Source organism: Desulfosporosinus sp. I2, from assembly GCF_000960765.1.
Taxonomy (GTDB): Bacteria; Bacillota; Desulfitobacteriia; order Desulfitobacteriales; family Desulfitobacteriaceae; genus Desulfosporosinus.
On the sequence record NZ_JYNH01000042.1, the window covers coordinates 1 to 17,713 of the forward strand.

15 protein-coding genes and 2 pseudogenes are annotated in these 17,713 nt (G+C 45.9%); 1 reads left to right on the forward strand and 16 read right to left on the reverse strand.

The genetic code is table 11. The annotated features are described in order from the left end of the window. Nucleotides 1–602: 602 nt before the first annotated feature. From UF75_RS11450 to UF75_RS11485, 8 genes and pseudogenes are all read right to left on the reverse strand, one after another. Nucleotides 603–1,508, reverse strand: coding sequence for an IS3 family transposase (locus UF75_RS11450; RefSeq protein WP_143159010.1), 906 nt, complete (start codon nucleotides 1,506–1,508; stop codon nucleotides 603–605). After that, complete coding sequence (locus UF75_RS11455; protein ID WP_045574738.1) at nucleotides 1,439–1,858, reverse strand: helix-turn-helix domain-containing protein; 420 nt, start codon at nucleotides 1,856–1,858, stop codon at nucleotides 1,439–1,441. The genes UF75_RS11450 and UF75_RS11455 overlap by 70 nt, the downstream gene beginning before the upstream one ends. A 602-nt stretch (nucleotides 1,859–2,460) precedes the next feature. Continuing rightward, complete coding sequence (locus tag UF75_RS11460; RefSeq protein WP_045574739.1) at nucleotides 2,461–2,718, reverse strand: helix-turn-helix domain-containing protein; 258 nt, start codon at nucleotides 2,716–2,718, stop codon at nucleotides 2,461–2,463. 11 nt (nucleotides 2,719–2,729) lie between these two features. After that, a pseudogene (locus tag UF75_RS11465) lies at nucleotides 2,730–4,524 on the reverse strand (VirD4-like conjugal transfer protein, CD1115 family). Nucleotides 4,525–4,596: 72 nt separating this feature from the next. Beyond that, nucleotides 4,597–4,845 carry a hypothetical protein gene (locus tag UF75_RS11470; protein ID WP_045574740.1) on the reverse strand — a complete coding sequence of 83 codons (249 nt, stop codon included), beginning with the start codon at nucleotides 4,843–4,845 and terminating at the stop codon, nucleotides 4,597–4,599. Nucleotides 4,846–4,859: 14 nt separating this feature from the next. Next, the gene (locus tag UF75_RS11475; RefSeq protein ID WP_045574741.1) at nucleotides 4,860–6,350 is read right to left on the reverse strand and encodes a DUF3991 domain-containing protein; all 1,491 of its coding nucleotides are present in this window, start codon (nucleotides 6,348–6,350) and stop codon (nucleotides 4,860–4,862) included. 212 nt (nucleotides 6,351–6,562) lie between these two features. Further along, a complete protein-coding gene (gene mobP3, locus UF75_RS11480) occupies nucleotides 6,563–9,367 on the reverse strand; it encodes a MobP3 family relaxase (RefSeq protein WP_045574742.1) in 2,805 nt (934 codons plus the stop codon). 11 nt (nucleotides 9,368–9,378) lie between these two features. After that, on the reverse strand, nucleotides 9,379–9,786 hold the full coding sequence (locus tag UF75_RS11485; RefSeq protein ID WP_045574743.1) for a hypothetical protein: 408 nt from the start codon (nucleotides 9,784–9,786) through the stop codon (nucleotides 9,379–9,381). 543 nt (nucleotides 9,787–10,329) lie between these two features. On the opposite strand from UF75_RS11485, the gene UF75_RS11495 reads away from it, so the two are divergent. Next, complete coding sequence (locus UF75_RS11495) at nucleotides 10,330–11,565, forward strand: hypothetical protein (RefSeq protein ID WP_045574745.1); 1,236 nt, start codon at nucleotides 10,330–10,332, stop codon at nucleotides 11,563–11,565. A gap of 52 nt (nucleotides 11,566–11,617) precedes the next feature. On the opposite strand, the gene UF75_RS11500 is transcribed toward UF75_RS11495, so the two are convergent. From UF75_RS11500 to UF75_RS11530, 8 genes and pseudogenes are all read right to left on the reverse strand, one after another. Next, nucleotides 11,618–11,866 (reverse strand): DUF6103 family protein, encoded by a 249-nt coding sequence (locus tag UF75_RS11500; protein WP_045574746.1) that lies wholly within the window; start codon nucleotides 11,864–11,866, stop codon nucleotides 11,618–11,620. A 12-nt stretch (nucleotides 11,867–11,878) separates the two neighbouring features. Then, nucleotides 11,879–12,424, reverse strand: coding sequence for a hypothetical protein (locus tag UF75_RS11505; protein ID WP_045574747.1), 546 nt, complete (start codon nucleotides 12,422–12,424; stop codon nucleotides 11,879–11,881). Nucleotides 12,425–12,435: 11 nt separating this feature from the next. Further along, entirely contained in the window at nucleotides 12,436–13,050 is a 615-nt protein-coding gene (locus UF75_RS11510) for a hypothetical protein (protein ID WP_045574748.1), read from the reverse strand. Between the two features lie 8 nt (nucleotides 13,051–13,058). Then, nucleotides 13,059–13,484, reverse strand: coding sequence for a DUF6103 family protein (locus UF75_RS11515; protein ID WP_045574749.1), 426 nt, complete (start codon nucleotides 13,482–13,484; stop codon nucleotides 13,059–13,061). A 14-nt stretch (nucleotides 13,485–13,498) separates the two neighbouring features. Beyond that, entirely contained in the window at nucleotides 13,499–14,548 is a 1,050-nt protein-coding gene (locus tag UF75_RS11520; protein ID WP_045574750.1) for a DUF3846 domain-containing protein, read from the reverse strand. A gap of 16 nt (nucleotides 14,549–14,564) precedes the next feature. Next, nucleotides 14,565–15,638, reverse strand: a pseudogene (locus tag UF75_RS11525) (M23 family metallopeptidase). After that, nucleotides 15,631–15,780 (reverse strand): hypothetical protein, encoded by a 150-nt coding sequence (locus UF75_RS29075; protein WP_197079382.1) that lies wholly within the window; start codon nucleotides 15,778–15,780, stop codon nucleotides 15,631–15,633. The pseudogene UF75_RS11525 and the gene UF75_RS29075 overlap by 8 nt, the downstream one beginning before the upstream one ends. 38 nt (nucleotides 15,781–15,818) lie before the next feature. Next, on the reverse strand, nucleotides 15,819–17,651 hold the full coding sequence (locus UF75_RS11530; RefSeq protein ID WP_045574751.1) for an ATP-binding protein: 1,833 nt from the start codon (nucleotides 17,649–17,651) through the stop codon (nucleotides 15,819–15,821). Nucleotides 17,652–17,713: the final 62 nt, after the last annotated feature.

Consider the following 17,713-nt stretch of genomic DNA (forward strand, 5'->3'; position numbering starts at 1 on the left):
AACACTCGCAACTTGCTGAGATGCCACGCTGACTGATCCCTTGGCTACCTAGCCGAAGGATTTCGCGGTAATTGGTCATTGATATGACCTCCTTGGATTTATTTACACTACCAATGTAGTGCATAAATCCAATCTACCACTAAATATGTACGAGTGGTTCACCATGCGTGAAGGTGGTATAGTTATAGCGCGACGATGGCTCAACCTGCGCGTATCGGCTGCTCTTGCAGAGCATATTATTCACCTTATATTAAGCGCTTACAAATAACATATATTTGCTTGGTATACACCCAATCGACAACATCTGAACAGTTAAGGCCGCCTGACATCAAACAGGCGGCCTTGACTTATCTATTGAATAATTGAACTGACCCCCAAAATTTAGACAAAATAATTGAGGTAGGGCTTCGCCCTAGAGTTTATCGCTTTAGTTCTCCTCAAAGGAAATAATGAGGGACGAAACTATAATCCGTCCCTGCATTTCCCCCGGCAGAAACCAATTTGGCGCTCAGGTTGCTCTCCAGCATTGCCCTATCCTCCGATAATTGGCAAGAGCCAATCATAGTCTAACCAATGTTCGTTTGTTCCTATTCTTTTATCCATTACGCAGTTTCCTGTAATAGTCTGTATTCTATTGGACTCATATAATTAAGCTTTTTCTTAATTCTTTTGTGATTATAGTACTCTAGATACGCATGAAGTTCCTGAACAAAATGTTCCACGGACTCAAATTCCTGGTTGTATAGTAATTCAGATTTTAGGTGGCCAAAGAAGTTTTCCACTACAGCATTATCTAAACATGTAGCCTTTCGCGACATACTTTGCTGGATTCCTTTCGTCACCAAAGCCTCTTGATATGCCGCCATACGGTATTGCCATCCTTGATCCGAATGTAGCATCAGACCGGTATTGTCAGGTATCTTTTTAAAGGCCCTTTCTAACATTACCATAACCTGTGAAAATCGAGGATGATTAGAAATGTCGTAGCTGATAATTTCTCCATTATATAGATCCAATATGGGAGATAAATATATCTTTTGGCCATAGAGATGAAACTCTGTAATATCAGTAACCCACTTTTCATTGGGTTTCGCTGCTTGAAATTCGCGGTTTAACAGGTTTGGGGCAACTTTCCCTACATTACCCCGATACGAGTTGTATTTTTTTATTCGTACAAAACAATATAGGTTTGATTCTTTCATTAGTTTCATTACCGTTTTATGGTTTATGACAATACCTTGTTTCTTTAGCTCAGCAGTTATCCGACGAGAACCATAACGCCCCTTGTTTTCAGTAAATATCTGCTCCATTACAGGGCGAATCGTAGCATACTTGTCTGGTTTGCATTGGGATTTAGTGAAATAGTAATATGTGCTTCGAGGAATACCCGCTATTTTTACCAGCTCATTAACTTTATATTTACGCCTTAGCTCGTGTACTATTTGAGCTTTATCCTTGTTCGTGACTTTTCCTTTTTCCGGACTAAGGCGTTTAATTTTTTTAGATATTCATTCTCCATTCGTAACCTATTGAGCTCATTCTGAATTTCATCAGGCAATGAAGACTCGTCCACATTGGAATGCTTTAACTTCCGTGGTGTTACAAGATTTTTATGATCTTTGTTTTGTGTGAGTGGAATTACATTAATCAACTCACTTTTATGTTTTGAAGCATCGGAGTTAAAATAATTCTTACCTTTTTCGAGATACAAACGTATCCAAGTTTGGACCATCTTATGAGTTACACCATATTTTCGTGCTGTCTCCCTTAGACCCATATGATCGGTTAGCACTTCTTCAACTGCACTTAGTTTAAAGTCTCCAGAGTAGTGCTTCAGTTTCTGACCCTTGATAACCATCTTGGAACCCCTTTCATAAACAAAATGATTATATCATAATGTCCAATATTTTGAACTATACCCCCTTAAGTAGACACGAAAATGAAATGTAGTGTAGACTAAATTAAGGGGGTATAGTTCACTATAGGGTACATTTTATCACAAAGAACAATCTGGCCCAATATTTTCCCCCGTACACTCTGTCACTACAAAAAGAACATCCTACTCTAGGACCCGCTCATATCAAGGCTTTCACCCAACCCAGATATAGCACTACCACGCACTCGACGTGCCCTGTCCATGAGAACATATGGCCCTAAATAAACCTTTAATGAAGTAACACCAATGTGCCTCGGTTCGTCGGATCGGCTCGATAAATTATGTTGAGAAAGTAGTTATGCTAAGTTATCTCTTAAAAGTCGCATAAAACCAGCTTTTGTAGCCAATTAACCGTTTTGATCCCTTAAGCCAATAGTCATATAACTTAGTAATATGACTATTTTGTTTCTTTTCTGATGTTAGGTTATTTCTTAGAGTGGGTAGTTCACTGCATAGCTCACTGTGAACTGTACTATAGTTCATCAAATGAGCAGACCGCCCCCTTGGTTTAAAAGTAAGTTTTTTCAGAGCTTCACATAATACATGTTACTGCTTTTGCCGCCGTTTTCCCGCCATCTATTTTCCTTGCGAAGATGTCCCGTCCTTTCAAGATCTGTGATGGCTCTTTTTACAGTGCTTCGTGACAGCTTCAGCTCCTTGGCGATGGTACCAATCGCCGGGTAGCATTTGCCGTCCTTGTCAGCCCGATCATGTAAGTACATATAAACAGCAACAGCCCGATGTAGAAGCTCTGATGCATAAAGTGATGAAAAGTATCCCATTTCATCCCTCCTTAATCTGTGCGCAGCGGTGGTTCCTGCTGCGGTTTAGGCACAGCAGAAACATGAGAGATGCCCCCTTGATCTGATACTGTAGAGGGTTCTGTTTCATCCTCCACTTCTTCACAGGTAATGTGACGTTTGATGATCTCCTCTTCCAGTTCTCTGCGGTCAGCATAGGCAACCTTGCGAGCTGATTTTTCCTCTATCGCATACACCTTTTCAAATTTAATACCCCATTCTAGAAACAGTTTAAGGATTGGTTTTCATAGGATAAGCTCCGGTTTTGGTGACAATGAAGTTTCCTTTGGGCAAGGTCTTTAACTCATCCGGAGTCATCAGTGAGCGCTGGATCATCTGCAGGGATTGGGAGGGATCATTCTTGCCTCGGCTGACGGAGCCAGACATGACGGTTTTGTTGCCGAGGCTCTTGGAAAGTATCTCCGCTGATTCCGAGTTTGGAGCAAAGCCGCCGAAGATAGTGTCCTGGCAGTTATCAATAATAATGGCTGAACCTTCCTTGCCATAGTTTTTCTCCAACTGTGCGAAGGATTGGATGATGGCCACAATGGAAACACGGCGGGAGCGGGAAGCAGAGAACATCATCTCCGCACTATCAATCTTGGGGATGGTCCCGATCTCATCCAGGTACATCATGACACGGTTCTTGAGCTTGCCGCCTGTTTCATCAGCCACGGACAGTATCTCCCGGTAGAGTTGCTGAACGATAAGAGAGATCAAAAAATATTTTGTGCTGTCTTCCTCCGGCATGACCAGGAAGATAGCAGACTTGGTATTGCAGAACTTCTCCGCATCGATGGCAGTGTCGAAGCACAGTATCTGCTCCAGCTCCGAATCAAGAAAGGCATTCAATCGTGAAAGTGCTGTAGAGAGAACACTTTGCATGGCCTGCTCTGCAGTGTTCAACGCCGCGCCTGCAAACCATCTTGCCTTATGCTCCAGGTGAAGCTTTTCAATTAATAGTTGGAATTGATTCTTTCCTTTGACACCGGAGGGAGCCAGTAAGTCCTGTATCATCTTAAACACAGATATAATGTGACGTTTTTCTTTGGGACAGTATTCTGCTATTAATAAAATTACCGCTGTCAACAATCCTTCCGCAGCATCATAAAAAAAGGCGTTCTGTCCATGTGAACCTGAATCCAGCCCTCCGGAGTTGATGATGGTCTTAGCCGTTATTTTTGCATACTTTTCCGCTTTGGCTTTTGCCGCAAGACTGTCTGGATTTGCCCTGTACTGATCCATGTACTTGTTCACAAGGTGGAGCATGTTGTTGCCGTCACTGCGGGTAGGGTTGCGGAGGTCAATTACCGATACATCATAGCCGTAGTAATCCTTGGCGATGCTGCCATAATTCCTATAGAGATCCCCCTTGGTATCCGTGGTCATAAAGCTCATGCCCGATGCACAGGCATATTCAAGGTTTGGGTATAAAAAATTGGCAGTCTTTCCGACACCGGCTGCGCCGATCATCAGTGCATGCACATCCCCCTGGTCTACAATAGCCGTAATAAAACCACGAGCCATTTTGCAGCCTACTATAAGCCCCTGCACAGTGGGCAGGTTTTCACCCTTGCGCCACCGCTCCGGCTCATAGGGTATATGGGCATAGGTCTGTAGAATTTCATGCTTCGTTGCAAATCTTGCGGTACCATGCTGACCGTCACCCACTGTCTTAGATTTAATGCCGTTTAAGGTGTAGTAGTTAGCCAGCAGGATAATAAAACCGATGACGCCAAACATGATTGCAGCGATGATAATTAGCATTACAACCTGTGATATTTGCACAGGCACACCTCCTTTAAAAGAGAAAGTCATACACCCGTTTTTTGATTGGTGCATGGCTTTCTCCAAATTTCTTTATTCCATTTTGATGTGAAAGCTTTCGTCCTCCATCTTCGGTTCATCTTCGACAATGGTGACATATTCACCGATGATATTCAGAGCTTCATCGTAGCTGCCGGACTCCATGACCCGGTTCCACATCTCACGGGCTTTTTCACCGAGATCATTTTCCTTCAAGGTTCTTGAGGCAATGCCTACGAGATTAAAAATATTACCATCCTTATCCAAGAGTGGACATTCGGGTTTAAAGCGGTTGTTTTCCATGATTTCATTCTCCCTTATGATAGATTATATTGGGGCAGTGAAGTCTCTTCACAAATCACTTGTTCACCGTCGGTTTGTTTTGCATTTGGTTTTTGTTGGATTTTGATTTTCTGCTCTTGGCCTTCCGTGTCAATAATAATATGAGTCTTCACACAATTAAGCGCAAGACTCATATAGGATGAAATTAGTTTTTGCTTATCATCAAGGGTACGGATGCCGACTGTGTGGAGTTGATCATTCATAGCAGTGATATCCTGTTGAAGGTCATCTGCTTTCACTCTAAGCTTGCCTTTATCCTGATGGGGATGATAACTCTCATAAAGTTCCTTGGTTAATTGTTCTACGAGTACCGGCTTTTCAAGCTGACGGTATTGCTCCGAGACAGCAAGCAGAGCATAGGATGCCATGCTTTGCAGTTGCTCCATCGCGATAGCTTCCCGGTCAACCATCACTTTTCCATTTTGCACGAGAGAACTAAATTTTCCATAGTGTTCCATCAACCTTTCATAAGGACTTTTAATCGATTTCACGCCGCTGCATAAATCACGAAGTTCCTTACACAGATCACGGCAGGCTTCTATTTTGGAATGTTCCTGCGCGGGGATCGGTGTGATCCCATGCTGTGCTTTTAAATCCTCGTTCCAATCCTTAAATGCAGATTGCAAGCATGAAATTCTGTCATATCCCTTCTCATGCAATATCTCTGCAAGACGGCCTGTGGCTTCTATCCCTGCGGCATCATGATCGAGACACATCACCAGATTGGATAAATAATTGTTTTGGGACAGTACCTGCAGCATGGCATGTTCAGCCACACCGTCCAGGGTCACATAGCTGTGCTGCTGCCAGTCTCTTTGATGCAGGCTGATATAGGACAACATATCGATAGGAGCCTCAAACACATAGAGGGTATCGCTGGTGCCGATGTGGTTGAAGCTGTACTTTGGATCAGAACCTTCCACATTGCCGCGATAGCCCGCAGCGTTAGAATAGGTTCCTCTTTTATGAGCGTGACGGACGATGCCGTTTTCATCAACGCCCACAAAGACTGCATTGTGATATTCCTTGTCCTCAAAGATTATTTTCTCTCTCACAAAATGAGTAAGGACATCCCGGTCAATATATCGCTGCTTTAAGAGATAGGCATAAACCCGGCGCATATTTGGAGCCGCATCCGGTAATAGGAATTCTTTACGATCCTGTTCCGGTGTTGTTTTCTTATTGCTCTGCTTAAATGCTGAACCTTGTTCGCCGCCGAGCAGCAGAGTCACCGCATCGGGAAATGGCAGCCCATAGAACTCCTGCACAAAGTCGATAGCGAGACCGCCTTGCCTACTGCTGTGCCGGAACCATTGATTGCCCCGAACGGTTACACTGTCATGACGCTTCCACCGCCACTCCCTGCCAGAGCGTGTGAGCTGCTCTCCCTGTCTTCGAAGAAAGTCAACGAGATCAACAGAGTTTGCACGTTGCTTCTGTTCATCGGTAAAATGTATATATGCCATGGTATACCTCCCTTGTCATAGTCTACATGTGCCACACCCGCGAAAAAAGCCGCCCATTGTTGAATGGACGGCTTACGGCGTGACAGCTTATTATTGAATGTTTCTAAGTATCTGCTCCTATTTTTTTTCGGAGCGTTATTTTCCGGTTGGTAAAGACTTTTTTTGCAACCGCAACTGCATTGAGCACCTTTGGACCTTCATATGAATTCCTCCTAATAGCTCTGGTGTGGCGCATGGTCATTATAGGCGTGACCCTGCGCTGATTTTTTCTCTATAAGTTTTTTGCGGAGTTTCCGATCCACCTGCAGCAGAGAACTACCGCCTATCGTTCTGTATTCCTCACGGAAGATGTTGCCAAGGTAATGCATCAGTTTTGTGGCAGAAAGGAGAACTGATGGCTCTTTGAAGGAGTCCATACGTTCCAGGAAAAACTGCGCATAGAGATTCCCCTGCGCTGCCGACAATGAGAGCCAGTGTTTCGCTATTTCTTTATCCCGCTTGACATCATGGCCTAAGAGATACAGCTTACCGAGGGCATATTGGGCATACTGATTTCCTTGTTCTGCAGAAGCTGTAAGCAGCCGGATTGCTGTCGGAATGTCTTTTTCAGTTTCCTTGCCTGAGAGATAGAGCTTGCCCAGGCTATACTGTGCAAACTGATTGTTTTGATCTGCGGAGGCCGCGAGCCATTTGATGGCTGCCTTTATATCTTTGGGAACATCCTCGCCCAATAAATACAGCTTTCCAAGGGCATATTGTGCATACTGATTTTTCTGATCCGCAGATTTGGTGAACAGCTCTACAGCTTTCTGGATATCCTTCTCCACATGGTTTCCCTTGAGGTAGAGCTTTGCCATGGCATACTGCGCGAGAGCATTTCCATTATCCGCAGCTTTACCAAGCCACTGCAATGCCTTTTCTACATTTTCATGCTCACTGTCCGTTTCAAGATAAATCTTACCGAGCATATACTGTGCATTGACATTTCCAAGCTTCGCTGCTTTCTCAAAGTATGTAATGGCGGCGGTGATATCTTTCTCGGTCCCTGTTCCGGTATAGAGCATCTGACCGAGACGGTACCGGAGCTTGTCGTCTTTGCTTTGGGCTTCCAAATCTAAAAAGCCGGTGAGCGCTTTTTGGAAGTGCTCATCGGCTTTCTCCATATTCTTCTCGGCACCGATACCATCCCGGTACATTTTGGCAAGCTCATAGGAAGCATAGGGATTTTTCTGTCTTGCGGATTTTTTATATAAATCAAAGGCGGTTTCATAGCTCTGCTCCACGCCGTAACCATGATAGTAGAGTCCGGCAAGGGAATATTGCGCATACTTGTGATTTTTGGCAACCGCCATGTGGAACCAATCCGCTGCTTCCACATAATCCTGGGTTGCACCCAAGCCTGCGGCATACATTTTCCCGATGCGGTACTGGAGATAAGGACTGCTCTTATCTGACTCCACTTCTAAAAAAGCGACAAGAGCTTTTGCATACCACTGCTGTGCTGCATCCTTATTCATCTCCACACCAAGACCGTCCATGTGCATCCGGCCAAGGTCGTACATTGCCAGAGCATTTCCTATTTCCACTTCCTCCATAAACAGGCGGTAGGCTTCTGTGAAGTCCGGCTCAATATCATCGCTGCCATAGAGAAATTCACGGGCTACTTTATACCGTTCGCTCCACTTGACATGATATTGAAACTCCTGTGAATCATCATCCGATGTATCTTCCCCTAGCGGGTCTGCAATAAAATCTCTATTATCATCATCGGTATCTGCGGATGATTCATTGGCTAATGGCGATTCTTCAATGTTCGTCAGCGCATCGTCCGTTGTCGCTGCACTATCATCATGATCTTCCATCAATACTTCGTGTTCCTCGTCCGGCTCAAACGTAAAAAGGTGACTGCCGATCTTTAGCGCTTCGGCAATCACCATATTTTTAATGCTCTTGAATTCCTTTTGCTGTGACAACGGAAGGGGTGGCGGCAATTTGTCGGCATAAGTGCTTAAAACCGCATTGCGCATTTCGTACCAGTTGCTGTACAGCTTTGCCACTCTTTCGTCCTTTGCAAGCTCATCGACAATCTGATCAACAACTGCCTTGAGGGGAGCCTTCAGGTAACCATACTGTTTCTTGCCGGAAGTATACTTAAGCTTTTCAGCAAGGTGTGTAATCAGTTCCTCAATATTTTTGTTATCGCAGATTCCGGAATTGATTTGAGATAGGATATCCTGCATGGCTTCATGGCTCTGCTTGTTTAGAATATTGCGGCGCTCCGTCTGCTTTTCATAGATCTCCATGAGGTCTTGACGGAAGATTTCCCTTGCGAGACTTCCCCGCATATTTTCAATGCCCTGCTTTGTGACATAGGCTTCCTTTGGATTGATGGAGTATGCAATCAGATGTAAATGGGGATGGTGGCTCTCATTATGAAAAGCAGCATACCATCTTAAATTTTCCGGAGCGATCTTCATATTTTCCGCAATGACATTGCGCTGCGCCCGAATCAAATCCTGCCACGATTTTGCTCTGTCGTATCCAAGTCTTGCCGCATCCTCACGCCGGAGGGATATAATATTTGTCCACACATTTCCAGGATGATTGGATACTTCCTCTGCAACTTGTGAAAGTACAACAGGTACGCCATCATCTGTAAAAAGCCCATGGGTTCCAAGCTTTTCAACTCTCGGACGATTGGCGATATAGTCCACGAAGTTTTTCTTTTTGCCGATCAAGTCAAGATTGTTTTCAAGGGCAATGGAAATAAACTCCGTGGCATTTTCTCTGGTCTGATTTTTCAGATAGTCCTCATACTCGAATAGGTCAGCGGTGTCCGGCAGCTTTTGCAGAATTTCTGAAATCAACTGCTGTTGATTTTTTGTTGCAGGAAGAAGTTGGGAGTTGCCGGAGACTTTTTCAACGCCCTCACGGGTGGCCACATATTCTACGAGATTGGACAGATGCGCTTTGGGTGCATTTTTTAAATACCGGCATTTGAATATGATTCTAGGCATAGCCTATCACCTTACTTGCCCTTTTGATATTTTACTACTTCCTCAAAAGTTACGGAGCCGATGGTTTTTTTCACATCATTGATGCATTTGCCCCGCAGCTTCTGCAGCAGGGCTTCATCTATTTCCGCATTGGATGCCAGGATATTCATCATCATGGACATCTCTACCGCCAGTTTAAAAAGCAGCCTTGCCATACGGTTCTCGGAATTTTCAACAATACCTGCAAGGGCGGATGTGATGGCAATCGGCAGGAACTTGGTATTATCCTTTGAGGAAACATAGCCGCTGTAAAAAATGATTGCCTTTTCAATAAACTCACTTTGACTCTTGCAGTTGTCCTTTCCATATAGCTCTTTCACTTTTTGCTGTGTCTCAGGGTATATCCATAATGGAAATCTTTTTTTGTTTTCCTCTGTCATATTGCCTTACCTCCGATCTGCCATATATTTTGCTATGACACCGATAACGACCACCTTAAAAAGTGTGAATTTATGCGGGTTCTCGTTGCTTTCGACCACCTGTGAGGTGACCGTGTCCCAAGTTCCGACCCCGAACGTGAACGTCTTTCGGCCCGCATTGCGGGCTGATGTGAGCCGAGGGGAGGTCGCTTGCGACCACCCCTCTTTAACCTGCACCGTTTTCGACCCCATGGTTCACCCCTCTGCAAATGGAGGGGAACTCCATACCAGCAGCTGCCTTTCGGGTTTATCTCTCACAAAACCCCAACACAGGGCGGCAAACTGTCTGCAGGTGTAACAATGCCACCCTGCCTGTCAAAGCGGCACACGGGGCGACACAGCCGCCAAATCAACGTCAATTTGCCTACTGTTTACGCGGAAGTGCCCCCACCATGTTTGGCGATATAGATGAATTTGCATTTACCTCAGCAAACTGTTTTTATAAATGAAAAAAAATGGTAAAATGATACATTAAGAATTTACCGCTGAAGGGAGGGGACACGGATGATCTACACGTTAATGAATAAGCATGCCCCTGTGGCAGAACTGAATATTGACGAAGATACGGGCGCGATTTTAAAGGTCGCTCAAGTGATTCATCCGGAGTACCTTCCCGTCGGCATTGCGATTACCAAGGGGCTTCCCGACAGGAAAAGCCTGAACGATTGGTGGCGGGGACGTTCCATTCCGTCCATCCGTTCCGGTATCCGGGAGGCTCTTGACATCCTGAACGTATCCTATACGGAGCAGCTTCTCACCAAATGCTACGGGCTGAGTCTGTCCGACCAGTATTTGATCAACCCCAAGGAGCATCCCTTTAAGTGGGAGGATATTAATTTTTTCCACAACCCTTTTTCCGATGATGTAGGAAATGTGCTCTTTGGCCAAGCTTCTTCCCCCGGCAGTGAATTCGACCTACTCTCTCCGTGCAACACTTGCAACGGATGGCTGCGAAAAAAATGGAAAATCATTGACGGAAAACGTTGCCTACTTAAATCCGGGAGCAATCCGTTCCAGCAGGAACCGCTCAATGAGGTATTGGCGACTTCTCTGCACCAGCGTTTAAACCATACCGCTTATGTACCATACAGCCTCGTTTGGGAGAATGAAATTCCCTACAGCGTATGCGAAAATTTCATTACGCCTGAGACAGAACTGGTCAGTGCTTACAGCATTTTTAAGAGTGAAAAGAAGCGCAATCATCACTCCTTGCATGAACATTTTCTGCTTTGCTGTGAACACCTTGGCATCCCCGGCATGAAGGAATTTCTGAATTATCTGCTGGCTTTTGACTTTCTCATGGCCAACACAGACCGCCATTTTGGAAACTTTGGTGCTGTCCGCAATGTGGATACCCTTACATGGCTGGGGGCAGCGCCTGTCTTTGACAGCGGCACAAGCCTCTGGCATGATCAGGTTTCAAGGGTAATTCATCCGAATGGTGATGTGCCAAGCCATCCGTTTAAATCGGCGCATGCCGAGCAGATCGTTTTGACCGGCAGCCTTGACTGGATTGATTTTTCCGCGCTCCGGGATATAGACGAGGAGTTTCGAATCCTTCTTTCCGCTTCGCCGTATATTGATGAGCCGCGTACAGATAAGTTGTGCAATGGTTTGAAAGGGCGTGTGCTACAACTCGAACAACTTGCTTTAGAGCAGAAACATCAAGTAACCGTCAGCCATCCGAAGGAAACAACAGAGGTTAATCCTGAATCACAGGACTTTGAAATAAAACTATAATGCGTATCAAATGACTGCCCTAAAAGGATAGGTCAGTCACTTTTTTCTGCGCTTATTGCTCATTCTCTGCAGCATTTTTCTGTGCCGCAGCCGAGCTGGATTGTCTTGCTGGCTTCGGTTGATCGTCTGTCTCGCGGCTTTCGATGTACTCCCGCACCGGTGCGGGAACATATTTTTCATAGAACTTCTGCATCACTTCGTCCAGCTCCGTTTCGATGGACGCTTCCTTTTTTGCCATGTATTGCTTTAAGGCTCCGAGCTTTTCGCTATCGAAGCTGATTTGCAGGGTCGCTTTCTTCATTGACCTTTCCTCCTATAAACTTATTTTTTGCACCTGTGGAGCTTCACCATTTGCTTCCTCCTGGCGAGAAAGCTCTAGCTGCGCATCACACGTTTTTTCAATTTGCTTTGCAAAATTGTTTGTATTCACATAGATCTGGCTGTTGTTCTTTTTGCGGAGCGATCCGGAGTAGGCATCAACAATAGCCGTGATCGGTAATGTGAGTCGAGCAGCTTCTCCATGATTGTCATAGAGAAAGCCAAGACTGCCTGTGTCGAAATCTACTTCGATATGGGCATCTTGCCTTTCTCCGTCCTCAATCTTTTTAACGGCTTCAGAAAATTCTCTGTCATCCAGAGCATGAAACAGATTATAGCTTTTGCCTTTGAGTGCTACAAAGTTATAGTCTTTATCCAATGCTTCAAGCACAGATGTCCTGCTTCCTTTCGGAAGGTTTCTCTTTACTTTCTCCAAGGTATGGAGAAGTTTTGCTGCCGAGAGCAAGCTGCTAGTATTTTGGGCAATGTAATTGCGGCTTTGCCCATTTTCCGTAATGGTATATATTCCATGCTGCAACATGTCGCCACCTCCTATAAACTCATATTCATGCCTTGATCTTCTTCCTCGCCTTCATCAGCTTCCTCGGAAAATCCCTCCGGCCATACATCAAAAAGTGATAGTTGCTCATTGTCCCTCGGTTTTAAGGATTTGACACGCTCTGCACATTCGAGGAAGGATTCAATATAGCCCTCCGGATTTTCATGTCGCCGCATGGATATTAAATCATCCGCAGCGATTGCTTGCTCCAGCCCTTTTACATAATTGATCACATTTCTAATGCTAGTCGTTTTGATATCCTTTGGATCAAGCCGTTCTACACGGGATAATAAGAATTGATAGTTCTCATCTTGTTTATAGAGCTGTACCACCTTTTTTGCATTCGACCGGATTTCCTCGCTCCTTGCCATGTAATCCTGGGGGACTTCAGGCGGTGCCTCTCGATAGTAGATCGCCGGATAGTTTTGCGGCTCATAGGTTTCCTCAATCTTTTGTTTGTAGTGGCTGATGTGATTGCGCACTAGGTTTAAATTGCAGCCGTCCGACCAGAAGGGATCATGACCTCCAAATTTATAGAGCGCCTCCCATCGATCGAACGCCTGCTGTAGTTCTGCTTCAAGATTCTGCGGATGCTTTTCCTTCTTCATTGGACTGCCTACATGCTCATACTCATGCCCTGGTTTTCTTCCTCGGCTTCTTCCGGCCCGGCAGTCTGTTCCTGTTGCGGTTCGGCCTGTGCGGCAACAGCCATCTCCTTTTCACGCTGGCGCTTGCTTTGTCTTGGCTGCTTTTCCGAGGATTTTTCCTCGTCCACTTTGACTTCCTGCTCGGGAGCATTCCCCACTGCTTTGATCTCCTGCTTGACAGCATCCTCTTCTACTTCGACCTCCTGTTTGGGAGCCTTGCTCCCGGACTGGCTTTCCACATACTCTCTTACTTGTACGGGAACCATCTTTTCATAGAGCCTGTCGAGGTGGGCCTGCAGTTCATCTTCTACGTTCAGTTCTTTCTTGGCCATATAAAACCGCAGTGCATTGAGCTTGTCGGCATCAAAGGATACCTGTAAATTTGTTTTTTCCATGGGTTCATTCCTCCTTAAAATGAAATAGAGGTAAATCCAGTAGCTTCATCGATTTGCTCTTTGGTGAAGCTCTCTGGAGTAAGAAATTCTTGCGTATATTCTTCAATTTGTTCCTCAGTTAATGAGATTAATTCACCTTCATCGTTATATCCCGCAATAAAAAAGTTGCCGACGAGGATATCATTGCCCAGGGAGCGGTTGCCCTCCATTTCTAACAGCTTGCCTTCCTCATTGCAGACAAGGGAAACATAGGACGCTAAATCTACCATCTGAATGTTCCCGCCAACCGCTTTCTGCATGGAGGCAAGATCATTGCCGATCTCCGCAACATAAGGAGTCTCATGCGGCTCAACCATTACCACTTTTATTTTTTGATCTTCCGGTTGTGGTTCACTATTAGTTTCATCTAATGTTACTTCCGGCTTCTGCATTACCCATTTTTCATAGTCCTGCACGGAGCAATATCCGGCAAGCATGTATGAAAAGTCCGATAGCCTTTGAGGTTTTACACCGCTGACCTCAATTTGCAGGCCATATTCACCAGTAAATATCCGGTGCACATCAGCCTCCAGAATGTCAGCCCATTCCTTCTTTCCGACATCGGTCAGGGTATCATTTTCCAACTCGCATATGGTAGCTAGATCTATATCCTCATCGCTGTGAATGAGATGAATGTCCTCCAAGGGCACCGACATTAAATCTTTCAGTTTAAGGCCGCGAACTACTGTTTTTTTCTCTGCTGATTGTTCCTGCTCCATAACTGCTGCTAAAAACAAAGAGGCATTCGGTAGGAATGCAGCATAACGGGCATAGTCATAGCCCTCTCCCTGGACAAGGATACCGTCATCTCTTTCTTCTCCCATCACTAAAATGCAGTGGCATGTGCCATTCTCACCAAAATATTGCAGGTCTTTGTTATCCTTTATAAAGTCATAGTCAGCCAGCATATTTTTGGAAAATTTATCGTATTCGTGAGACGTAAGTGCAACAACTTTTTCAATAACGCAGTTCTTAGGCTCAAAGTCATCCAACTTTCTATTAAAGACCGCTTTGGTTGTTAACATAGTTTCACCCCTTCTTTTATGGTAGATAGCTTCTTGGATTCTGTGGTGTGCCGTCAACAATAACTTCAAAATGCAAGTGATTTCCGGTCGATTTGCCTGTGGAACCCACTTGTGCAATAACCTCACCCTGCCTTACCGCCTGCCCCTCGGTCACAAGGATTTTAGAGCAGTGACCATATAAGGTAACGATGCCCCCACCGTGATCGATTGCCAAGTGGTATCCATAGCCTGTGGTTTTATAGCGGACAAACAGGACAGTTCCTCCATTGGCGGCATGGATATCGGTGCCTTTCGGCGCTCCCAGGTCAATTCCTGAGTGATAATTTTCAGCCGTGGGATGAATAGGATCACTCCGGTATCCGAATTCGGAGGTCACCATGCTGCGCCAGCTGCTGCCGAGGGGACTGATAAAGTCGCCGCCAATAAAGGGAACCTTAGCAGGGTTTGCAGTGATGGTGTTGACCCAATTCTGGAGTCCATCCCCTTCTGTGGGAATGTCGCCATAGAGGATGCGGTTGTAAATCTCCGAGGCATTGGCCTTGTCCTCACTGGTGATTGTCCTGCCGAGTGTGCTTTCCAGGTTTGAGTAAATCTCCGGCAAGGAGGTTAGCGGGATGGCCACCTTAGAGCTGGTACCCGTTGCTTCATTGGACCGGATTTCGTACCGTACGAAACAATCTGCAAACGCACGGTAGTCATCGCTGTCCCTAGAGGGACTGTCCGAGCCGAAAAACAGAGCATAAAAAATCGCCTTGACTCATGTGCTGTCAAGACTTCCGCTTTCAAGCTCCGTACTTATATTCCCTATGGCAGTGTCAAGCTCCGAGAAGCTGTCCCGCATGTTTCGGATGTAGTCGGCGTAATCCGCAGGCATCTGCGAGGAGATTGCACCTCCGTGAAAGGTCAGATTAATGGCAGCATTGTTATGACTTGCTGTGGCAGAGAGCAGGCTCATAATCACAACCACCATTAGAATAACGGGAGTCAGCAGAGCGGCGATGATGGCACCGATCACCTTCCACGTCCGTTTGTCGGTCCCGGCTGGGATAGCAGCCCTAGCAATCAGGGCAAGGGTTGCGGGATCAGCCAAGGTTCATCCCTCCCAATTGTTCCGGGGCTTCTGCCTGTACATGGCTTTGCTTGATATCGTAGGACTCACGCCACAGTTCCAGCTCGTTGTTTTCCTTTGCATGCTCGATAGAGGGGTAGTACACAGGGGTATTGGCAAACATGGTTATGCCTCCTTTCCGTTAATTTTTAGCTGCAGCGGTTACCGTCCTCCCGCCGTGCCGAACAATTTTTCCTTATATTCCGGTGCGGAAACCATGAGGTTGTACCTCTCGTTGCCGCATTTATAGAGGCAGACACCCCGCTGCGGATAACGGATGAGGTTGTATTCACTCTGTTCAAGCTGCAGGGTATCCATGTAAAACTTGGCATCAATGTTTCCGGCGTTGAACAGGAAGGCGTGAGTCGGGATGCTGAACAGGGGCTTCGTGTATTCTCTGATCCCATCCAGGTTGAAGTCCTCCAAATTCTGCGAGGCAAGGATGACGGCGCTGTCTTTCTTCCTCACTCGCTTCATAAAATTGCGGATGTACTCAATGGCTGTAAGGTTGGAGAGGAAGAGGTACAACTCGTCAATGCTGGCTACCGTGCTGCCTGCCGTCAGCAGCTGATTGGACATGAAGGAGAGTACGTTGAAAAGCAGAGCATTTTTGATGTTCTTGCTGGCCTGCAGCAATCCTTTTACGCCAAAGGTGATGAAGTGGCTGTCGGTGATATTCGTGTGTCCGTCAAAGAATTTGCTCTCTGCACCCACGCAAAGCGAGTGAAGTCCAAGGCAGATTTCCTGCAGGGTTTCTGCAGTGTAGAGCTGCCTGTGGCTGCTGTCATAGCTTTGATACTCCCCTTCTATCAGCTTATACAAGTCGGACAGGATAGGATAATCCTTGGGGGTCAGCCGGTCAAAGTTGGTATGGTCGGTGATGTTCCACTTGTCATAGAGCTTAGTCAGCATGATTTCAATGGTGTCAATCTGCCTGTCATTAAAGTCCTTGTAGCTACGGAAGAAATCCTTCAGGAAGGAGATGTGCTGCGACAGCTTGGAGGCACAGCGGAAAGCTTGGGGTGCTTCCTTGTCCTCCGGCGATCCGTTTTCATCCCATGTCTTAGGCTCCAATACATTGATAATGTACTCGCCGGACATCAAGTCGATAAAGCAGCCGCCTAGGTTAAGGGTTAAATCCTCATACTCATGTTCAGGGTCCAGGACAATGACCTTCATACCGCTTTGCCTCATATTGCAAAGGATGAGCTTCATAAGGTAGCTTTTGCCTTGACCGGAGTTTCCCAGAATCAAAATGTTGGCATTGGTTTTGTCGTCGGTCCTCTTGTTAAAATCGACAATGATATTGCTTCCAAACTTATCCCGTCCAAGGTAGAAACCATTAGCATCGGTTTTTCCTGAGTAATTGAAAGGATACAGGTTGGCCACGCTGGAAGCGGGGAGTACCCTTTCGAACTGGTCGCCGAATATATTGTAGCCGCTTGGCATCACCGCAATAAACCCTTGCTGCTGACGGAGCATGAGCCGATCTACATTGAGCTTGGAACGGATCAACTCGGTCAAAACTTCGGTTTGAAGCTCCTTTAAGTGATCAAGATCGGAGGCTGACAACTCAATATATACCGCCGAGTGCAGGAGCGGCTCCCGGTTCCGATGCATGGCGGCAACGATATTTGCAACGTCCTGCAGGTTGCTTTCGGCAGTGACGGTCTGCTGCAGGTCATTGGTGTTGCTCTGCTTCAGCCTGTTCTTGTTGGCCGCATTACTGATGATTTTCTTTTCCTCGATCGGGGTCACGTGGCGGGTATAAATCTTTAAGGTGATGCCATCCTTTTCTCCAAGGTGACGCAGGATGGCCTGCTCATCGGTGGCGGTGGGGTATTCTCGCAGCGCCCAAACGCAGCGGTAGGTGTTGCCGCAAATGAAGTGGTCAGTGTTAAACTTGATCACTGATGGTGCAATCATATCAAGGAATTCCTGGATGCGGACATCATCCTGCACAGGCGTTGGCGTGCCAAGTTTTCTTTTTACCATAGACTTTCACTTCTTTCTGCTTGAATTTCTGCTTGAATTTGAATATAAAAAAGCTGCTTGCA